Source organism: Helicobacter anatolicus (genome assembly GCF_021300615.1).
Classification (GTDB): Bacteria; Campylobacterota; Campylobacteria; order Campylobacterales; family Helicobacteraceae; genus Helicobacter_H; species Helicobacter_H anatolicus.
On the sequence record NZ_JAJTMY010000001.1, the window covers coordinates 270,546 to 287,963 of the forward strand.

Annotated in this window: 20 protein-coding genes; 16 read left to right on the forward strand and 4 right to left on the reverse strand. The window is 31.6% G+C overall.

Annotated features, from left to right (window positions below):
- Nucleotides 1–240: 240 nt before the first annotated feature.
- Nucleotides 241–1,311 (reverse strand): flavodoxin-dependent (E)-4-hydroxy-3-methylbut-2-enyl-diphosphate synthase, encoded by a 1,071-nt coding sequence (gene ispG / locus LW133_RS01500; protein ID WP_233075715.1) that lies wholly within the window; start codon nt 1,309–1,311, stop codon nt 241–243.
- A gap of 106 nt (nt 1,312–1,417) precedes the next feature.
- On the opposite strand from ispG, the gene LW133_RS01505 reads away from it, so the two are divergent.
- From LW133_RS01505 to gmhA, 16 genes are read left to right on the forward strand one after another with little or no spacing between them, the layout of a single operon-like run.
- The gene (locus LW133_RS01505; protein ID WP_233075717.1) at nt 1,418–3,526 is read left to right on the forward strand and encodes a WD40 repeat domain-containing protein; all 2,109 of its coding nucleotides are present in this window, start codon (nt 1,418–1,420) and stop codon (nt 3,524–3,526) included.
- A 2-nt stretch (nt 3,527–3,528) separates the two neighbouring features.
- Complete coding sequence (gene hypA, locus LW133_RS01510) at nt 3,529–3,891, forward strand: hydrogenase/urease nickel incorporation protein HypA (RefSeq protein ID WP_233075719.1); 363 nt, start codon at nt 3,529–3,531, stop codon at nt 3,889–3,891.
- A complete protein-coding gene (gene mua / locus LW133_RS01515; RefSeq protein WP_233075720.1) occupies nt 3,888–4,472 on the forward strand; it encodes a nickel-binding protein Mua in 585 nt (194 codons plus the stop codon). Before hypA ends, mua begins: the two co-directional genes overlap by 4 nt.
- Nucleotides 4,469–5,539, forward strand: a complete 1,071-nt coding sequence (gene lpxB, locus LW133_RS01520) for a lipid-A-disaccharide synthase (RefSeq protein ID WP_233075721.1) — start codon at nt 4,469–4,471, stop codon at nt 5,537–5,539. The genes mua and lpxB overlap by 4 nt, the downstream gene beginning before the upstream one ends.
- A gap of 43 nt (nt 5,540–5,582) precedes the next feature.
- On the forward strand, nt 5,583–6,074 hold the full coding sequence (gene greA, locus LW133_RS01525; protein WP_233075722.1) for a transcription elongation factor GreA: 492 nt from the start codon (nt 5,583–5,585) through the stop codon (nt 6,072–6,074).
- Nucleotides 6,071–6,505, forward strand: coding sequence for a dUTP diphosphatase (gene dut, locus LW133_RS01530; protein ID WP_233075723.1), 435 nt, complete (start codon nt 6,071–6,073; stop codon nt 6,503–6,505). The genes greA and dut overlap by 4 nt, the downstream gene beginning before the upstream one ends.
- Before the next feature lie 2 nt (nt 6,506–6,507).
- On the forward strand, nt 6,508–7,104 hold the full coding sequence (locus LW133_RS01535) for a tetratricopeptide repeat protein (protein ID WP_233075726.1): 597 nt from the start codon (nt 6,508–6,510) through the stop codon (nt 7,102–7,104).
- Entirely contained in the window at nt 7,104–8,135 is a 1,032-nt protein-coding gene (locus LW133_RS01540; RefSeq protein ID WP_233075728.1) for a hypothetical protein, read from the forward strand. Before LW133_RS01535 ends, LW133_RS01540 begins: the two co-directional genes overlap by 1 nt.
- Nucleotides 8,132–8,761 carry a type III pantothenate kinase gene (locus LW133_RS01545; RefSeq protein ID WP_233076179.1) on the forward strand — a complete coding sequence of 210 codons (630 nt, stop codon included), beginning with the start codon at nt 8,132–8,134 and terminating at the stop codon, nt 8,759–8,761. The genes LW133_RS01540 and LW133_RS01545 overlap by 4 nt, the downstream gene beginning before the upstream one ends.
- A gap of 3 nt (nt 8,762–8,764) precedes the next feature.
- Entirely contained in the window at nt 8,765–9,373 is a 609-nt protein-coding gene (gene hisG / locus LW133_RS01550; RefSeq protein ID WP_233075729.1) for an ATP phosphoribosyltransferase, read from the forward strand.
- On the forward strand, nt 9,370–9,678 hold the full coding sequence (locus tag LW133_RS01555) for a hypothetical protein (protein ID WP_233075730.1): 309 nt from the start codon (nt 9,370–9,372) through the stop codon (nt 9,676–9,678). The genes hisG and LW133_RS01555 overlap by 4 nt, the downstream gene beginning before the upstream one ends.
- On the forward strand, nt 9,678–10,379 hold the full coding sequence (locus LW133_RS01560; RefSeq protein ID WP_233075731.1) for a sulfite exporter TauE/SafE family protein: 702 nt from the start codon (nt 9,678–9,680) through the stop codon (nt 10,377–10,379). Before LW133_RS01555 ends, LW133_RS01560 begins: the two co-directional genes overlap by 1 nt.
- Before the next feature lie 2 nt (nt 10,380–10,381).
- Nucleotides 10,382–10,939, forward strand: coding sequence for a D-glycero-alpha-D-manno-heptose-1,7-bisphosphate 7-phosphatase (locus tag LW133_RS01565; RefSeq protein ID WP_408610449.1), 558 nt, complete (start codon nt 10,382–10,384; stop codon nt 10,937–10,939).
- Between the two features lie 2 nt (nt 10,940–10,941).
- Nucleotides 10,942–11,922, forward strand: coding sequence for an ADP-glyceromanno-heptose 6-epimerase (gene rfaD / locus LW133_RS01570; protein ID WP_233075735.1), 981 nt, complete (start codon nt 10,942–10,944; stop codon nt 11,920–11,922).
- A gap of 1 nt (nt 11,923) precedes the next feature.
- Nucleotides 11,924–13,333 (forward strand): D-glycero-beta-D-manno-heptose-7-phosphate kinase, encoded by a 1,410-nt coding sequence (rfaE1, locus tag LW133_RS01575; RefSeq protein WP_233075737.1) that lies wholly within the window; start codon nt 11,924–11,926, stop codon nt 13,331–13,333.
- Between the two features lie 3 nt (nt 13,334–13,336).
- Complete coding sequence (gmhA, locus tag LW133_RS01580; RefSeq protein WP_233075739.1) at nt 13,337–13,897, forward strand: D-sedoheptulose 7-phosphate isomerase; 561 nt, start codon at nt 13,337–13,339, stop codon at nt 13,895–13,897.
- Here gmhA and LW133_RS01585 read toward each other — a convergent pair.
- The 3 genes from LW133_RS01585 to dnaG all read right to left on the reverse strand — a co-directional run bounded on the left by LW133_RS01585 (nt 13,894) and on the right by dnaG (nt 17,415).
- Complete coding sequence (locus tag LW133_RS01585; RefSeq protein ID WP_233075741.1) at nt 13,894–14,634, reverse strand: tetratricopeptide repeat protein; 741 nt, start codon at nt 14,632–14,634, stop codon at nt 13,894–13,896. The two genes, gmhA and LW133_RS01585, sit on opposite strands and share 4 nt — an antisense overlap.
- 77 nt (nt 14,635–14,711) lie before the next feature.
- The gene (locus tag LW133_RS01590; RefSeq protein WP_233075742.1) at nt 14,712–15,764 is read right to left on the reverse strand and encodes an argininosuccinate synthase domain-containing protein; all 1,053 of its coding nucleotides are present in this window, start codon (nt 15,762–15,764) and stop codon (nt 14,712–14,714) included.
- On the reverse strand, nt 15,742–17,415 hold the full coding sequence (gene dnaG / locus LW133_RS01595) for a DNA primase (RefSeq protein ID WP_233075743.1): 1,674 nt from the start codon (nt 17,413–17,415) through the stop codon (nt 15,742–15,744). Before dnaG ends, LW133_RS01590 begins: the two co-directional genes overlap by 23 nt.
- Between the last annotated feature and the right edge of the window lie 3 nt (nt 17,416–17,418).

A 17,418-nucleotide genomic window follows, 5' to 3' on the forward strand; every position in this document is an offset into this window, starting at 1 on the left:
TTATTGTTGATTTTCTAGTTTATATAGAAAATTTTAAGATATATAAAAAATATCAAAATAAAATTTATTTTTCAAAATTGTTTTTTTGTATTTGAAATGTAATTTTAGGATATTGTCTAATTTAATAGATAGCAAGGCAAAAAAAGTAAAATATAAAACCATATTAGAAAAAATAATCTTTTGATTATTTTTAATTCTGCTTACGGGGAGAGGAGATAGGTATAGAAAAATTTTCAATACTTAAGTATTTTGTTCCTTTTCTTTAGCTACTTTTTCTACTTCAGTAATAAAGGCTTCAAGCAATTGAGATTCTGGAAGTTTACATAAAATTTCCCCTTGTTTAATGATAAGACCACTTTTGTTACCAAATGCAATAGCGATATCAGCGTGTTTTGCTTCGCCAATTGCATTCACAGCACAACCCATTACGCTTACTTGTAAAGGTGTTTTGATATGTGCGATTCTTTTTTCAACTTCTTTGACCATAGCAACTAAATTGGCTTCAATTCTTCCACATGTAGGGCAAGAGACAATAGTAATTCCTTCTTTTTGTCTTCCACTATATTGGAGAATAGCTTTGGCAACTCTAATTTCTTCTTCTAGCTCTCCTGTGATAGAAATACGCATTGTATCACCAATGCCATCAAGCAGAAGGTTTCCTAATGCCATTGAACTTTTAATCATAGAATGAAAAAGTGTCCCAGCTTCTGTAACGCCAAGATGAAAGGGGTAGTCTACGAGAGGTCTTAGCATTTTGTAAGCCTCTATAGTGCGTTCTACATCACTAGCTTTTAAAGATACTTTGATGGAATTAAAGCCAAAATCTTCTAAAAGCTTAATGTTGTAAAGTGCAGATTCTACCATTCCCTTTGGTGTGGCACCATATTTGATTTCAAATTGCTTTTCTAAACTTCCGCCATTTACTCCAATCCTAATAGGAATATTTCTTTGTTCGCAGGCTTTTGCTACTGCCTGAATGCGTTCTTTATTTCCAATATTTCCGGGATTTATCCTGATTCCATCTACACTTTCTGCTGCAATAAGTGCAAATTTGTAACGAAAATGAATATCTGCCACTATAGGAAGTGTGGAAATTTTTTTGAGTTCTCTTAATGCTTTTGCATCTTTTTCATCACTCACTGCCACACGAACAATATCTGCTCCTGCTAAATGTAGGCGATCAATTTGCTCTTTTGTAGCTTTGATATCCGCAGTTTTGCTAAAAGTCATGCTTTGTACACTAATTGGGGCATCACCGCCAATTTTTACATTACCAATTTGTATTTGTTTGGTTTTATAGCGAGGATTCATATTTTTTCCTAGTAGAATTTTGATGATTAATAAATTTAATTAGTAATATTATTATATTAAGATAATAAAATTATAAACTATTTAAATTTTTGCGAAGTTAAGAAACATGTCTTATCAAAAGTATAATTTTAAGTTATTGCATACAATTTTAAGTATTGGTTTTAGTGAAGATTTTTTAGTTTTTGTGGATACGCACTATGGAGTATATCTTTATGCGCCTGCTATAAAAAAGATTGTCTTTGGCAAGAGGGTTTTGCAACGATCTATTAAACATCATATTTATTCTAAGGCAGTGGCTTGTTCAAAAAATGGAGATCTTTTGATTGCTGGGGCAAATTCTAAAGTATGCGGACTTTTTGCTGTGCAAAATCAAGAACTCAAAAAAAAGCAAAGTATCCAGTGGCACAAGGCAGATATTAGCAGTATGGTTTTTTCACAAGATTCTAAATTGTTTGCCACAGGCGGAGAAGATGGAAAAATTTTTGTATATACAACCTTTGATGCAAAGTTTTTTGCAATTTTACCTGCCCAAGCAGAATATATTTCTTGTATGAATTTTGATGGAAAAAGTCGTTATTTAGCATTTGCAACTTTTGAAAATAAAATTTTTCTTTTTGATCTTTTGTCTCATAATATTACAGCAGAATTTGATACTCGTAGCGTTGCAGAATCTTTGAATTTTTTTGATAATGATGGAAAGATTATTTATGTATGTAAAAATGGGGAAATTGGTGTTATTGACTTGCTAAATAAAAAGCAAAGAATAAAAGGAGTGCTCAATATTTGGTTGCAACACTGTTTGGTACATCCTAATGAGAAATATGCCTATATCACAGGAAGAAGTAATAAGCTTATTATTTATAAAATTGAAAATAATAGTATTTTTATGGAACTTGATTTAGCAGAAAATGGCGTGAGTTTTATGCAGTTTGTGGGAGATTTATTGTGCATTTGTTTTGTAAGTGGCAATGTAGTATTTTTGGATCAGAAGCATTGTTATGATGAGTTTAAGATTTTATTAGAATCTAAAAATTATGAAGAAGCCAAAAATTTTGCAGAGACAAATAATGTTTTTTTAAAATTAGAGGAACTTTATTATTCTGTACGTTTGGAGAATTGGCAGGATGTGTTGAAAGATATTCTGAATCTTTTTCTTAATAATCAAGCTGATAGTGCTTTAGATATTGCCACACCTTATTTAGAAGATTGGGACTTAGAAAAAGAATTTCGTTATTATTTTGATGAAAAGGAAGTGGTAGCAGAATTTTTATTAATGATCAAAAGAGAGCAATATGCTCAAGCTTATGCAATGGCAAATAAAAAACGAGGGTTAAGAAATTTGCGATTGTTTCAAGAATTAGAAAATTATTTTTCTTGCATCTTTGAAGCAAGTAAAAAAATGTTAGAAGAAGATGCTAATCATGCTACAAGGGTAAAAAAAATCTTAGAACCTTTTATGGAAGTGAATGAAAAAAAAGATATGATTATTTTCTTGCTCAATAATTTTTTACAATACCAATATATTGAAAAGGCATTTAGAGATAAGGATTATGAGGAATGTTTTAAGCTTGCACAGAAATTTCCCTTTTTACAAAAAAGTAAGGCCTATTATGGTGCAATGCAAATTTGTAGCAATTTACTTTACCAACTTAAAGAAAAATCTCATACACATAGTTTTGATTCTCTACAAAAAAGTATTGAATTTTTAGATAAAATACCATTTTTTCAAGACGAAGTTCGTGCTTTAAGCAATTTTTTATTAAAGCAAGAAGATTTGAAAAAGAGTTTTCATGCAAAGAAAATGCATGATTGTTATACACTTTTAAAGCAAAATCCAGATTTATATTCCTCAGATATATATTTTGAGCTAGAGAGTCATGTATTACAGGCTTTAAAAAATGCCTTAGATTTTGCAAAACAAGGTGAAACATCACGTGTTTATGAAATTTTAGGGCAATTTATTGCCTTGGATGTATGGAAGGGGCGTGTAGAATCTATTTTTCAAATTTCATATTTTTATGAAATTAAATATGGGGATACACATGAGGCAGTAAATTGGTATGAAACGATTAAAAAATATATTAATTTTTTTGGGAAAACAAGTGAGTTTAAAGTGTTATGTGATTCTAGGGGATTGCAAGAAGTTTTTGATGAAATTTTAGAAATTAAAGATAAGAATGTGGAATTTTTACCTACAATTTTAGTGAAGGAATAAAAATGCATGAATATTCTGTTGTAGCTTCATTGATTGAATTGTGTGAGGAAAATGCTAAAAAGCATCATGCAAAAGAAATTAAAAAAATTGTTGTTTCTATTGGTGTGCGTAGTGGAATGGATAAGAGTCTTTTTATCAGCGCGTTTGAAACTTTTAGAGAAGAAAGTATTTTTTGTAAAGATAGTTTGCTAGAAATTATTGATCAATGTGTTGTTTTGGAATGCAAGGGATGCAAACATCAATTTGAGACACAAGAGATGGAATATGGGATTTGTCCCAAATGTCAAGAGAATGATTTGCAGATTATTAAAGGGACTGAAATGTTTTTAATGAATCTGGAATTGTTGCAGGAAGAGGATGTATGAAAGACTTTGAAGCATATTTTCAACAACTTAGTGAAATTAAAGAAACTTGGGAAATTTATCAGATTTTTGAGGGGGAGCGAAAAAAATTTTTAAGTGAAGTGCAAGGATATAATGCGGAAATTCAAGCGCATCAAGAGATTTTAAAAGATTATCGTAGGCAAATTAGAGAGGCAAAACAAGAATTAGAATCTATTTTTGCCCTAAAACAAAAAGAGGAAATAGAGCTAGAGGCTCTTAAGGAAAACAAGAGTAAACAAAAGTTGAAAAATATCATCAAGTCTCTGCATCAAGAAAGGCAAAAAATTAAAGAGAAAAAGCATGAATTTATGCCTAGTGTATTAAAAGAAGTAGAGGTTTATGATCAAAATAAACAGAAGCAAACCTTGCAGCCGGTGTATAATATTTATGGTGAAGATTTATATAAAAAATATCGCGTTAATCTTAAGGAAAGTCGAGAATTGAAAAATAAGGTTATGGAACTTGAGTTGGAAAATATGCAATTAAAAGTTGAAATTCGTGATTTTTATACTGAAATGGCTTTAAAAGAACGTACGGAATTTAAATCCAAGGAGGAAAAATGAAATTATTAGTTAGTGCTCTAGAGCCTAGTTCTAATGAACATTTGAAAATCTTGGTAAAGGAGTTGCCTCCTGAAGTTGAGTTGATTGGAATTTTTGATGAGAGTTTGGGAAAGCCTTTGTATTCTCCTAAAGAATTTTCTGTAATGATGTTTTTTGATGTTTTAAAGAAAATTTTCTTTTTTATGAAAGCACAAAAACAAATGTTGGAATTAGCAGAACAAGCTGATAAAATTTTATTTTTAGATTCTTCTTCATTTCATATTCCGCTAGGGAAAAAAATTAAAAAAAAGTTTCCACATAAAGAGATAATTTATTATATCTTACCACAAGTTTGGGCGTGGAAATCTTGGCGGGCAAAGGAGATTGAAGCAACTTTTGATCGTTTGGGGGCAATTTTACCCTTTGAGGTAAAATATTATAAAAATAAAGCGCAGTATGTAGGACATCCTTTAATGGATACTATCAAGCATTTTAGGCATTCTGTGTATGGAGATGGAATTATTTTTATGCCTGGTAGTAGAAAAAGTGAAATCAAGAGAATCTTCCCTGTTTTTGTGGAGTTAGCACAGAAGTTTTTTCCAAATAAAAAGAAGATTTTGGTGGTTCCAAAAATTTTTAGTAATGCAAATTTGAAAGAAATTTATGGCAAGGGGGTAGAGAATTTTGAAATTTCTTTTGATGCGCATAAAAGTTTATATATGGGTGAATTTGCTTTTATTTGTAGTGGAACAGCAACACTAGAAGCAGCATTAATTGGTATTCCTTTTGTATTAGGATATAAGGCAAGAAATATTGAATTTCAGATTCTTAAAAAAATGGTAAAAGTCAAATATATAGGGTTGGCAAATATCTTTTTTAATGCCTTAAATGGAGAGGAGGCAGGTAGGGGAGAGAAGAAATTGCATCCTGAATTATTGCAAGATGCATTGAATGCAGAATCCTTATTTGAAGCATATTGCAAAATGGATAAACAAGAATTTTTTACACAAGCAAGTAGATTAAGGGAATATTTGGGGCATGGGAGTGCAAAAACTATTGCACTCTGGCTAGAAGATGATGTTTATTAAATTGCTTTTAGTATCATTATCCTTTTAATCTTAAGGAGAGAATATGGCTAAAGATCCAATTACACAATATGGTTATGAAAAGCTTTGTGCAGATCTCAAAGATCTTAAAGAAGTGCAGCGACCAAATATTGTTAAAGAAATTGACATAGCGCGTGATTATGGGGATTTGAAGGAAAATGCAGAATATCATGCCGCAAAAGAAAAACAATTGTTTATCGAAGCGCGTATCAATGAATTAACTCTCCTGCTTGCTAATGCGCAAATTATTGATCCATCGACTTTAAGTCACGATAAGGTGAGTTTTGGTAGTAGTGTAAAAATTTTAAATCTTGATACGGAAAAAACTTTTTGTTATACAATTGTAGGAGTAGTAGAGAGTGATCCTTCTAGAGGACTTATTTCGATAGCCTCACCGATTGCTAAAAATTTGATTGGTAAAAGCGTGGGAGATGAGGTGAGTATTGTTTTACCAAGTGGCGAAACAGATTTTGAAATTTTAGAGGTTTTTTATAAGCCTATTGAGTTTGAAGTATGAAAGTAAAAATTAAGAAAATAGATCAAAAAGCAATAATTCCATCTTATCAGACACAGGGTGCGGCAGGGTTTGATTTTCATTCTATTGAGGATATTGTAATAAAAGCAGGTGAAAGAGGGGTTGTAAAAACAGGGTTAGCAATGCAACTTCCAGAAGGCTATGAACTTCAAGTGCGACCAAGAAGTGGATTAGCACTAAAACATGGCATAACAGTTTTAAATACACCGGGCACGATTGATAGTGATTATCGTGGAGAAATTATGGTGATTTTAATCAATCATTCTCAAGAGGATTTTAGAATTTCTAGAGGTGATAGAGTTGCACAAGGTGTGATCACGCAGTATAATATAGCTGAATTTCTTGAGTGTGAGGAGCTAGATCATACACAAAGAGATGACAATGGCTTTGGAAGCACCGGAATTAAGGGGTAAAAATGAGTTTGAAACAAAATTTAGAGCATGTAAAAAATGAATTTAAAAGTGATGAAAAAATTTTTGAAAGTGCATTTAAAATTGAACGATTTTTTAAAAAATATAAAATACTTTTGTTTGTATTGCTAGGGGTATGTATTGCACTATTTGCGTATTTTCAAATCTCTGGGATAATAGAGGAAAATAGAGCAAAAAAAGCTACGGAATTTTATAATAAATTATTAGATGAGCCGAATAATCAGGCACTTAGAGAAGGTTTGGCAAAAAACTCTGAAGAATTGTTTTTATTTTTTGAGTTATCGCAGGCTATGAAAAGTGGAGATGAAGCAAGTCTAAAAAAATTGGAAGATTCTAAAAATGTTTTAGTTGCGGAGTTGGCAAAGTATCAAAATGCTTCTTTACAAAAAGATTTGCAAGCATTAGCAAATGTACAGATTTTTTCTTTACAAGAACTTGCAAGGCTTCAACAAGCATTCTTATTGATTCAAAATAATCAAGTTAAAGAAGCGCATGAGTTATTGCAAAGTATTCAAGAAGATTCCTTGCTTAAAGATGTAATAAAAATACTTTTGCATTACAAAAATGAGGATAAAAAATAATGAGATCTAAAGGGTTATTTTTTATAAGCCTTATTGTGTTTTTGTATTTTGTTGGTTGTAGTCAGCGTAAGCCTTTTGTCCCTGAACGCTTGCAAGGATCTGTAACATTAAAGTATTTGTTACCTAGTGAGTTGGATTGGGCGAATCGTAATGGTGTGGTACTAAAAGATGGAGGTGTGATTTCAGGAGGTGGAAAAACGCTGCTTAAGTTGAAAGAAAAAGAAAAATTTTTAAATGAAACACAAAAGTTTTATATCATTGCCAAAGATTGTAATACTATTGAGTTAATTGATAAAGAAAAACAAGTTAGTAAAAAAATTCATACAAGTAATTGTGCGATCAGTGCAAATATTAGGGATAATTTTTTAGCCTATGTTTTGATTGATAATTCTTATGGGATTTTTAATCTCGATACTGGAGAAAGTTTATTTAGCGATCGCGGGGCTTCAGTTATTGCCATAAATACCTTAAATGCTAGTCCGGTTTTTTTAGAAACTTTGGTTGTATTCCCTACGCTAGATGGTCAGCTTATTAGCGTATCTTTAAAAACCATGAAGGTAGAAAGAACGACAATTGTACATTCTGAGAAATTTTTTAGTAATGTGATTTTTTTACAATCAGAAAATAATAAAATTTTTAGTGCTACTCCTAAAAAAATTATTTCTTTGGTGGGGGGTAAGCAGTTTGATTATGAGGCAAACATTAGAGACTTGAAATTGCATAAAGGGTATTTATATGTGCTTACTCTAGATGGAAGAGTGGTACAGCTAGATGCGACAATGCGCGTAATTAACGAAATTTTACTTCCTTATGCAGTTTTAAGTGGTATTGTCATTGTTGATGAAAAGCTTTTTACTATGGAATATCGAGGATATTTAATTGAAGTGGATTTAAAAAGCTTTGATTATAATGTTTATATGTTGCAAGATATTTTAGGCAAGGTTTTGAGAAATAAAATGTTGTTTTATGATGATTTAAGATTTTATTATTATAAATATTATATTGATTTTTCAAAAGTTTGGAAAAAATGATATTGTGTGATATTGGTAATACTTATTTACATTTTTATAATCAGCGTAATATTTGGAAGGTGGCACCTCAGAATCTTAAAAAAGATTTTTTAGATTCTGAGGTTTATTATATTAGTGTATGCCCAAAAAATGAGGAAAAATTATTAAGAATCCATAAGCAATGTTTTGATATTGGCTCATTTGTCAAGCTTGATACCGTGTATCAAGGTATGGGAGTGGATAGGAGAGCAGCTTGTTTGAGTATTTTTGATGGGATTGTTGTTGATGCAGGGAGTGCGATTACAATTGATGTAATGCATGAGGGTATGCATCTTGGAGGGTGTATTTTACCGGGTTTGTGTAGTTATGCTCAATCTTATGAAATGATTTCAGATGCCTTAAAAAAGCCGATAAAAACTTCAGTATCTCTTGAAGAGTTGCCACAAAATACGCAAGATGCCATGAGCTTTGGAATCTTAAAAAGTATTAAGCTTTTGGTGCAGAATATGGCTAAGAATAAAAAGATTTTTTTGACAGGGGGGGATGGCAAGTTCTTCTCTACAATATTTGAAAATAGTATTTATGATGAAATGTTAATTTTTAGGGGAATGGAAAAAATTCTTGAAAATATGCAAAAGGGAGTGTGATTTATGATTACCATTGCTTTGCCTAAGGGAAGAGTTGCAGAAGACACATTGAAAATTTTTTCGCGTATTTTTGGAGAAAATTTTGTTTTTAGTGATAGGAAATTGATTTTAGAAATTGGTGAATTGCGTTTTTTATTGGTGCGAAATCAAGATGTCCCTACTTATGTGTATTATCAAGCAGCAGATATTGGAATTGTGGGGCTTGATGTTTTAGAAGAACAAAATTTAGATGTCTTAAGGCTTTTGGATTTAGGAATTGGAAAGTGTAAAATTGTAGTGGGTTCAGAGATTAATAAGCCTATTGATTACACAAAATCACAAATTAAAATCGCTACTAAAATGCCAAAGATTACGCGTGGTTTTTTTTCTAAAAAAGCAATAGCAGTTGATGTGATTAAGCTGTATGGTTCTATTGAACTTGCACCATTAGTGGGACTAGCAGATGGGATTGTGGATATTGTAGAAACTGGCAGCACAATGCGACAAAACAATTTAGAGATTGATCAGGTGATTATGGAATCTAGTGTATTTTTGATTGCAAATAAAAATAGTTTTTTAACAAAAAAAAGTAAGATTTTAACTTTACAAGAACAGATTAAGGCACATTTATGAGAGTTTTTGTAGGGCTGATTTTTTGTTTTGCTGTAGCTTTTTGTGAATGGCATATGTTTGCAGATAAAGAGGAGACTTATTTATACAACACCACTACAGGAGAGGTTTATGTCAAGCATAAAAAAGGTGGTAAAAACTATCAGGATGTTTTTGTTAAGATGCCAAAAGGAGTTTTAAAAATAGAAGAAGAGATTCCTGTGCAAAAACAAGGAGATGAGCAAAAAATCAGTAAGGAAATGCAGTTAGAAAGTATAAAAAAAGCCCAAGATTTAATGCAAAAATCTTTTGATACGGGAGGTATGTAATGTTGGATTATTTTGCCATTTTTACTATGGCATTGTTAATGTCCTTTTCTCATTGTGTTGGGATGTGTGGCGGAATTGTTGTAGCTTATAGTATGAAACTAAATCAAATGAGTTTTTATAAAAAAATTTATATGCATTTGTTTTATAATTTTGGACGTTTGAGTATGTATGTACTTATTGGCCTTGTTTGTGGAATTTTGGGGCAAAAAATTAGTGTTAGTAGACAAGTTAGTGGATATTTTTTAATTTTATTAGGTGCGTTAATGATGCTATTTGCAGTATTTTTTGTTTTTTATCCAAAAGTGCTTGCAAAATTAGAGCCAAATATTTCACAAAATCAATTTTTTAAAAAGCTTTTTTCTTATTTTTTGCATTATGGAGGGGGTGTTGGAATCTATTTTTTAGGTATCTTAAATGGACTTTTGCCTTGTGGTATGATTTACTATTTTGCAAGTTTAGCATTGTCTGCTGGAGGGGTTCTTGATGGTATGGGAGTAATGGTAGTTTTTGGTATCGCAACAATGTTACCCTTGATGATTTTAGGGATTTTTGTAGGATTTGGAATTAGCAGTATTTGTAAAAAATTTTTTTTGTGTTTAAGTTTTATTTTTATGATGGGTTTTGGTATGATGAACATTTATAAAGGTGTGCAGAAACTAAATACACAAAATCATCAAGAACATCATATGCATCATCATTAGGAGTGGATTTGAAAGCGGTATTTTTTGATAGAGATGGCGTTGTAAATAAGGATTTTGGCTATGTGTATAAGCAAGAGGACTTTATTTTTTTGGAGGGAATTTTTGAAGTTTTAGAATTTTTTAAAAAAAGGGGATATTTGTTGATTTTAGTAACCAATCAATCTGGGATTGGTATGGGATATTATACGATTGAAGATTTTAAGGAGTTGTCACAATATATGCAAAAAGAGATTAAAAAACGATTGCGTTTTAACTTTGATGGAATTTATTTTTGTCCGCATACAGCCCAAGAAGAATGTTTGTGTCGTAAGCCTAATCCTGGCATGATACAAAAGGCAATTAAAGATTTTAAGATTAATGTTTCAGAAAGTATTTTGATCGGAGATCGTATTAGGGATATTGAAGCTGCACATCACGCAGGGATAAAATATAAAATTTTGTTGCAAAATGCAGTGTATCAAGAAGATATAAAAACTCTTACAAAAGAAAATATTGAATATTGTTTTCAAGCTAAATATTTAAAAGAGATTGTTAATATTATTTCAAATGAGGTGCGATAATAATGGATTTTAATTATAAAACAATTGTAATTACTGGTGGAGCAGGTTTTATAGGAAGTAACTTAGCAATGTATTTGCAAGAGCATTATCCTAGTGCAAGAATTATTATTTTTGATAAATTCCGTACAGGAGAGAAATTTGAAAGTGGTAATTTCACATCTCTTGGCCATTTTAAAAATCTTATTGGTTTTAAAGGGGAGATTATTACTGGAGATATTAATTTTAAAGAGGATTTAAAAAAAATTGCACAAATAGATTTTGATATTTTATATCATCATGCTGCAATTTCAGATACCACAGTGATGGATCAAAAGCTAGTGATGCAGACAAATTATCAAGCATTTTTAGATATTTTAGAAATTGTTTTGCAAAAAAATGCCAAGATGGTTTATGCCTCATCAGCTGGCACATATGGTAATACAAAAGCACCGAATATAGTGGGTGTTGGTGAGAATCCAGAAAATGTTTATGGATTTTCCAAACTCATGATGGATATGAGTGTACGATCGCTTTTGAAAAATAATCCAGAGTTACCTATTGTGGGTTTGAGGTTTTTTAATGTTTATGGTGAGAGGGAATTTTATAAAGGGAAAACTGCGTCAATGATTTTACAATTAGGTTTACAGGCATTGAAAGAAAAAAAGGTAAGATTGTTTGAATTTGGAGAGCAGAGGCGAGATTTTGTGTATATCAAGGATGTGATCTTGGCAAATATTCTTGCTGCATCTGCTAAAAAAGGGGGGATTTATAATGTGGGTAGTGGAATTGCAAGAAGCTATAATGATATCGTCGCATACTTAAAAGAGGTATTGGGTGATTTTGATGTGGAATATATTCCTAATCCCTATAAATTTTTTCAAACTCATACACAAGCAGATATTACAGAGTTTTATCAAGATTTGGGATATCAGCCAAAATTTGATCTAAAGACTGGAATTTTGAGTTATATTGCAGAAATTAAAGAAATTGCAAAAGGATTATAAAATGTTATTTACTAAAAAAACACCTAGAATTTTAGTAATTGGTGATTTAATGGTGGATCATTATATTTGGGGTGAGAGTACGAGAATATCTCCCGAAGCACCTGTGCAAGTGATTGATGTAAAAAGTGAGAATAATCGCTTAGGTGGTGCTTGTAATGTGGCAAATAACCTAGCAAGTCTTGGGGCTAATGTCGATATTTGTGGAGTTGTTGGGCAAGATAGTATGGGGGATTGGCTTGTAAAAGCGTTAGATGGTATTGGTGTGGATATTCAGCATGTTATTCGTGATACAAGCCGTCCTACAACACAAAAATCACGCTTTTTGCTTGGGAATCAACAAGTTTTACGCGTAGATCGAGAAATTAAAAATGATATTTCTAAAGCTTTGCAAGAAAAAATATTTTTTGATTTGGAGTGTAGAATTTGTGATTATGATGCAATTGTTTTGTCAGATTACAATAAAGGGGTACTAAGTAAAGAATTGATACAAAAATTCATTTCTTTAGCAAAAAGTGAAAATAAGCCAATTTTATGCGATCCTAAGGGGAGGGATTTTACAAAATATAAAGGTGCAACCTTGTTAACACCAAATAAAAAAGAAGCACAAATTGCTAGTGATATAGAAATTGTTGATCAAAAAACTCTCCAAGAATGTGCCAAAAAAATCAAACAAGAGTGTAATTTGACAGTGTCTTTGATTACACTTAGTGAAGATGGAATTGGGATACTTGATAAAAATGATGAGATTTGTATTGTGCCAACGAGTGCAAGAGAGGTTTTTGATGTGACAGGTGCGGGAGATACTGTAATTGCTGCTTTGGCATTTTGTCTTGCGCAAAAAATAGATATTTATGAAGCTTGTAAATTTGCTAATGCTGCTGCTGCCGTGGTTGTAAGTAAAGTGGGAAGTGCTACTGCAAATTTAACGGAAATTGAAAAGATTTTAAATCCTATCGTAGAATCTAAGACAAAAGTTATCTCTTTAAATGTGTTGATGGAAATTTTGCATCATCAACGCAAAAAAGTTGTTTTTACAAATGGTTGTTTTGATATTTTACATAGAGGTCATGTGCAATATTTGGAGCAGGCTAGGGCATTAGGGGATCTTTTAGTGGTAGGATTAAACACTGATGCTTCTGTAAAAAGATTAAAGGGGGAAGGACGTCCAATTAATTCTCAAGAGGATCGTGCTTTGGTGCTCTCTGGCCTTGAGAGTGTGGATTATATTGTGTATTTTGATGAAGATACGCCATATCATTTAATTGAGCGAATACAGCCTGATTTTTTGGTAAAGGGTGCAGATTATAAAGATAAAGAAATTGTGGGGAGTGAATTTGCTAAAGAGGTGGTATTGATGGATTATGTAGAAAATCGTTCAACCACCAATCTTATTAAAAAAATAAGAGGATAAGAAATGATAAAATTTATAGAAGAGGAATTGGGTAAACATTTAGATGTTGCGCAAAATATGCAGAAGATGTTTCCTGAAATATTAAAAGTTTTAGAACTTTTAGAAGGTGTATTAAAAAATGGCAATAAAATATTGATTTGTGGTAATGGTGGAAGTGCAGGAGATTCTCAACATTTTGCTGCAGAACTTACAGGGCGTTATAAAAAAGAAAGAAAAGCGATGGCTGCAATAGCGCTAAATACTGATACTTCTGCTCTTACTGCTATCGGAAATGATTATGGGTATGAACATGTATTTTCTAGACAAGTAGAGGCATTAGCAAGTGCTGGAGATGTGTTATTTGGAATTTCAACAAGTGGGAATTCCAAAAATGTAATTTTAGCAATGCAAGCAGCAAAAAATAAGCAATGTCATACAGTTGCCTTAAGTGGAAGAAATGGGGGAGAAATGAAAAATCTAGCTGATTTAAATCTTATTGTGCCTAGTGATGATACACCAAGAATTCAAGAAATGCATATTTTTATTATTCATACGCTTTGTGGATTGTTAGAAAGGGATTATTAATACCCTTTCTCATTAAGTTCTCTGTATTTATCACAACCTTCTTGTTCACCAATATCGCAGACTATACCATAGTATTCTTTTGCAGTTAAGAGATTTTGTTTAACATCTTTTCCTTTTGCGTAAATATCACCCAATGCTAAGCAGGCAAAGGAATTAGAACCATCGCAAGCTTTTTTGAGGAGACTAATGGCTTTTTCATTATCTTGTTTAACATTTTTGCCTTCATAATATACCATTCCAATAAGATAGCATCCAAAAGGAATATTTCCTTCACAAGCTTTTTCATAAAGTGTAATCCCTTTGTGTTCATTTTTTGTAACTCCCCTTTTGCCATCGTGGTATAAAATTCCTGCAGTAAGACAACTTACAGCATCTTTTCCGTTGCAAGCTTTTTCATAAAGTTCTGCGCCTAGTTTTGCATTTTTTTTGATTCCATTTTTGCCTTCATAATAAATTGCACCAAGCAATCTGCAGCCAACTGCTTGTCTACCTTCACAAGCCCTCTCTAAATAATCGGCTGCAATTTTATAATCTTGTCGTACACCTTTTCCATCAGAATATAAAATTCCTAAAGATAAGCATGCAGGAGCATTATTTTTGTCGCAATATTCTTGATAGATATCAAATGCTTTTTGGTATTGTTTTTCATCAATATATCTTTTTGCATCTGCTAGTGTCTCTGTATAACAAAAAGATGAAATTAAAATTAAAAAAGACAAGATTTTTTTACTAAACATTGGAATCAACCTTTTAAAATTTATATTTTTATTAGTTCGGAATGAACTTCAATATACTAAATAATATTTAATATATGTTAAATATTATTTAGTAAAAGAAATTTCTGTGCCTCCTCTTTATTGTACGGCGTTAAGTCATATTCTTCAGAACCTATTTTGACTTTATAGGTTTGTTCTAGGTTTGTTTTGCCATATCCCAAAGTAATACGCCCTGCTAAAATTTTATCCGATAAGCTGGCATTCTTTTCAACAAGCCCAACTGGTCCAAGGCAATTTAACAATTCTATTTTTTCCATCATCGGATTAAATTGTGATAACTTTATATTTTCTTCCTCATTTCTTGCAATTACACATCTTGCATTTTGTTCTAAAATCATATATCTTCCGACTTTTACCATATGTGTATCTTCAAGAATCATTTTTCTGTGATTGCTTAAATCTTTGAGTTTTAATGCAACACTTGTGTTTGTAAGCAGGCATCCTCCACCTGGTTTTTCATAATATTTCCAGCCAAAATCTTTTGCCATCTGTAATTGTCTTGTTCTGCCGCGACCAGAAATATCAAGTAATCTTTCGCGATCTACCCAACCATTTTTTTCCATGAAACTTGGTTGTAGAAGTTTTGCACACATAGGGCGCAAAATAAGCTCGTCAAGACTTTGAGGCTTGCTTGTATCATTAGTATCTTTTGCAAGTAGATGCGAGAACTTTGGATTCTTCCCTGCTTCTTTGATGAGTTTTTTAACTTGATCTAGTGCTTCTCTTCTTTGGCTTTTTGGTCTTTGTCCTAAAACTTCGCCACTAATGACGAAATCCGCATTTAATTCCAAGAGTTTGTCAAAAGCTTGAATAAACATATTTGCATGGCAATCAATGCAGGGGTTAAAATATTTGCCATAGCCATATTTTGGAGTAAAAAGCACATTGTCAAAAAATTGTTGTCTAATATCGCAAATCATTAATTCTACACCAATTTGTTTTGTAGCATTTAAAAGATATTCTCTTTTGTCATAATTACCGCCAAAACCAATATTAAAATGTAGAGCAATGACTTCAATACCTTGATCTTTGAGTAATTTCATGGAAATTAAACTATCTAGTCCGCCACTAAAAAGTGCTAAAGCTTTCATAGGCTATCAATTCTCCTTGTTTTAATCTTAAAATACTATTTTTTATTTTTCTGATTCTAAAGCTTTTTTCAGTAAAATCTAATGTAGAATCTTCTGAAACCTCGTTTAAAAGCCTGTTATTATAGCGTAAGATGAGGATTTTTAATTCATTTTGAAATCCATTTGGTGTAGTGATAAGTTTAGGGTTTAGTTGGATTCCAATAATTTTTGGATGCATAAGATTACCATCAATAAGTGCTTGAAATGTATCTTGATGTATGCTAAAAATGCTACTATCAATATAATCTAGTGCAAAATTTAAGAGATTGGGGTCATCTAAAATATATTTAATAATAAGTTCTTCTAAATGGGAATTTTGTTCTAAAAAAGGGGGGATAAAAGTTTTTGAAGCAAAATTTTGTTTTTGGGTTTTATATTTTGTGGGAATGAGGTGCAAGGGGATAGAGAGGGTTTTTGCAATAAAATTTTTATATTCTTCTTGTAATAATGGACTTAGATTATGTAAAAAATTTAATGATTCTTTGAGTGCTTGTTCTTTTTGTAGGGGATTTTTGAGATCAAAATTTTTAGAAATTTGTTCTAAAACAAATTCAATAAATGGTTTTGGTTTATTAAAAAGATTTTGTAGTTGCTCAATTTGTCCTTTTTGTACCATATCCGCAGGATCTAGACCACCCTCAAAGATTACCACTCCTCCTTCTTTTTTTGCCATTGCAAGCATGAATGCAGCTTTATGTGCAGCTTTAATCCCTGCATTGTCTCCATCATAGCTTAAAATTATTTTTGGATTTCCTTTATTTAAAAGAGGGAGGTGATCACTAGTGAGTGCAGTACCCAAAGTAGCTACTGCGGTTTTAAATCCAGCTTGATGCAACATAATCACATCAAGATAACCCTCTGTGATGATAATTTGCTCATTGCGATAAATATGCTCTTTGGCAATATGGTAGCCATATAAAAGTTTGGATTTATTAAAAAATTGACTTTGTGGGCTATTGATATATTTGGCGACATTATCTTTTAAGCTCCTACCTCCAAATCCTACAGGTTTTCCAAGAGGAGAGTGTATGGGAAAAATGATTCTTTCATTAAATCTTGCATAATATCGATTGTTGTTATATCCAAGAATGCCAAGTTCTGTAAGTTTTTGTTTATTTAAAAGATTTTGATCGCAAAATTTTATCATTTCAAAACTTGTACTACAATATCCAAGTTCAAATTTTTCAATACTTTCTTTAGTTAATCCTCTTTTGGTGAGGTATTCATAAAGATGCTTATGTATTGTAAGTTGGGATTTGAAAAAGTTTTTAGCATCATCAAAAAGCTTATATTCTTCATCAAATTTTTTTTTGGTATTTTTTTCATACTCTAGCGTAAAGTTGGAGAGTTGAGCAAGTTTTTCAATAGCTTCTCTGTAGCCAATTTTTTCAATTTCCATAATAAAAGTAATACTATCTCCGCCAACACCACATCCATAGCAATGATAGAGATTTTTAATGGGGCTTACCATAAAACTGGGGGTTTTTTCATTGTGAAATGGGCAACATGCACCAAAAACACTCCCCATTTTTTTTAGATCAACATAATTTCCAATAATCTCTACAATATCAATTTGTTGTTTGAGCATTTCTATGGAATCTTGCTTGATCATTGC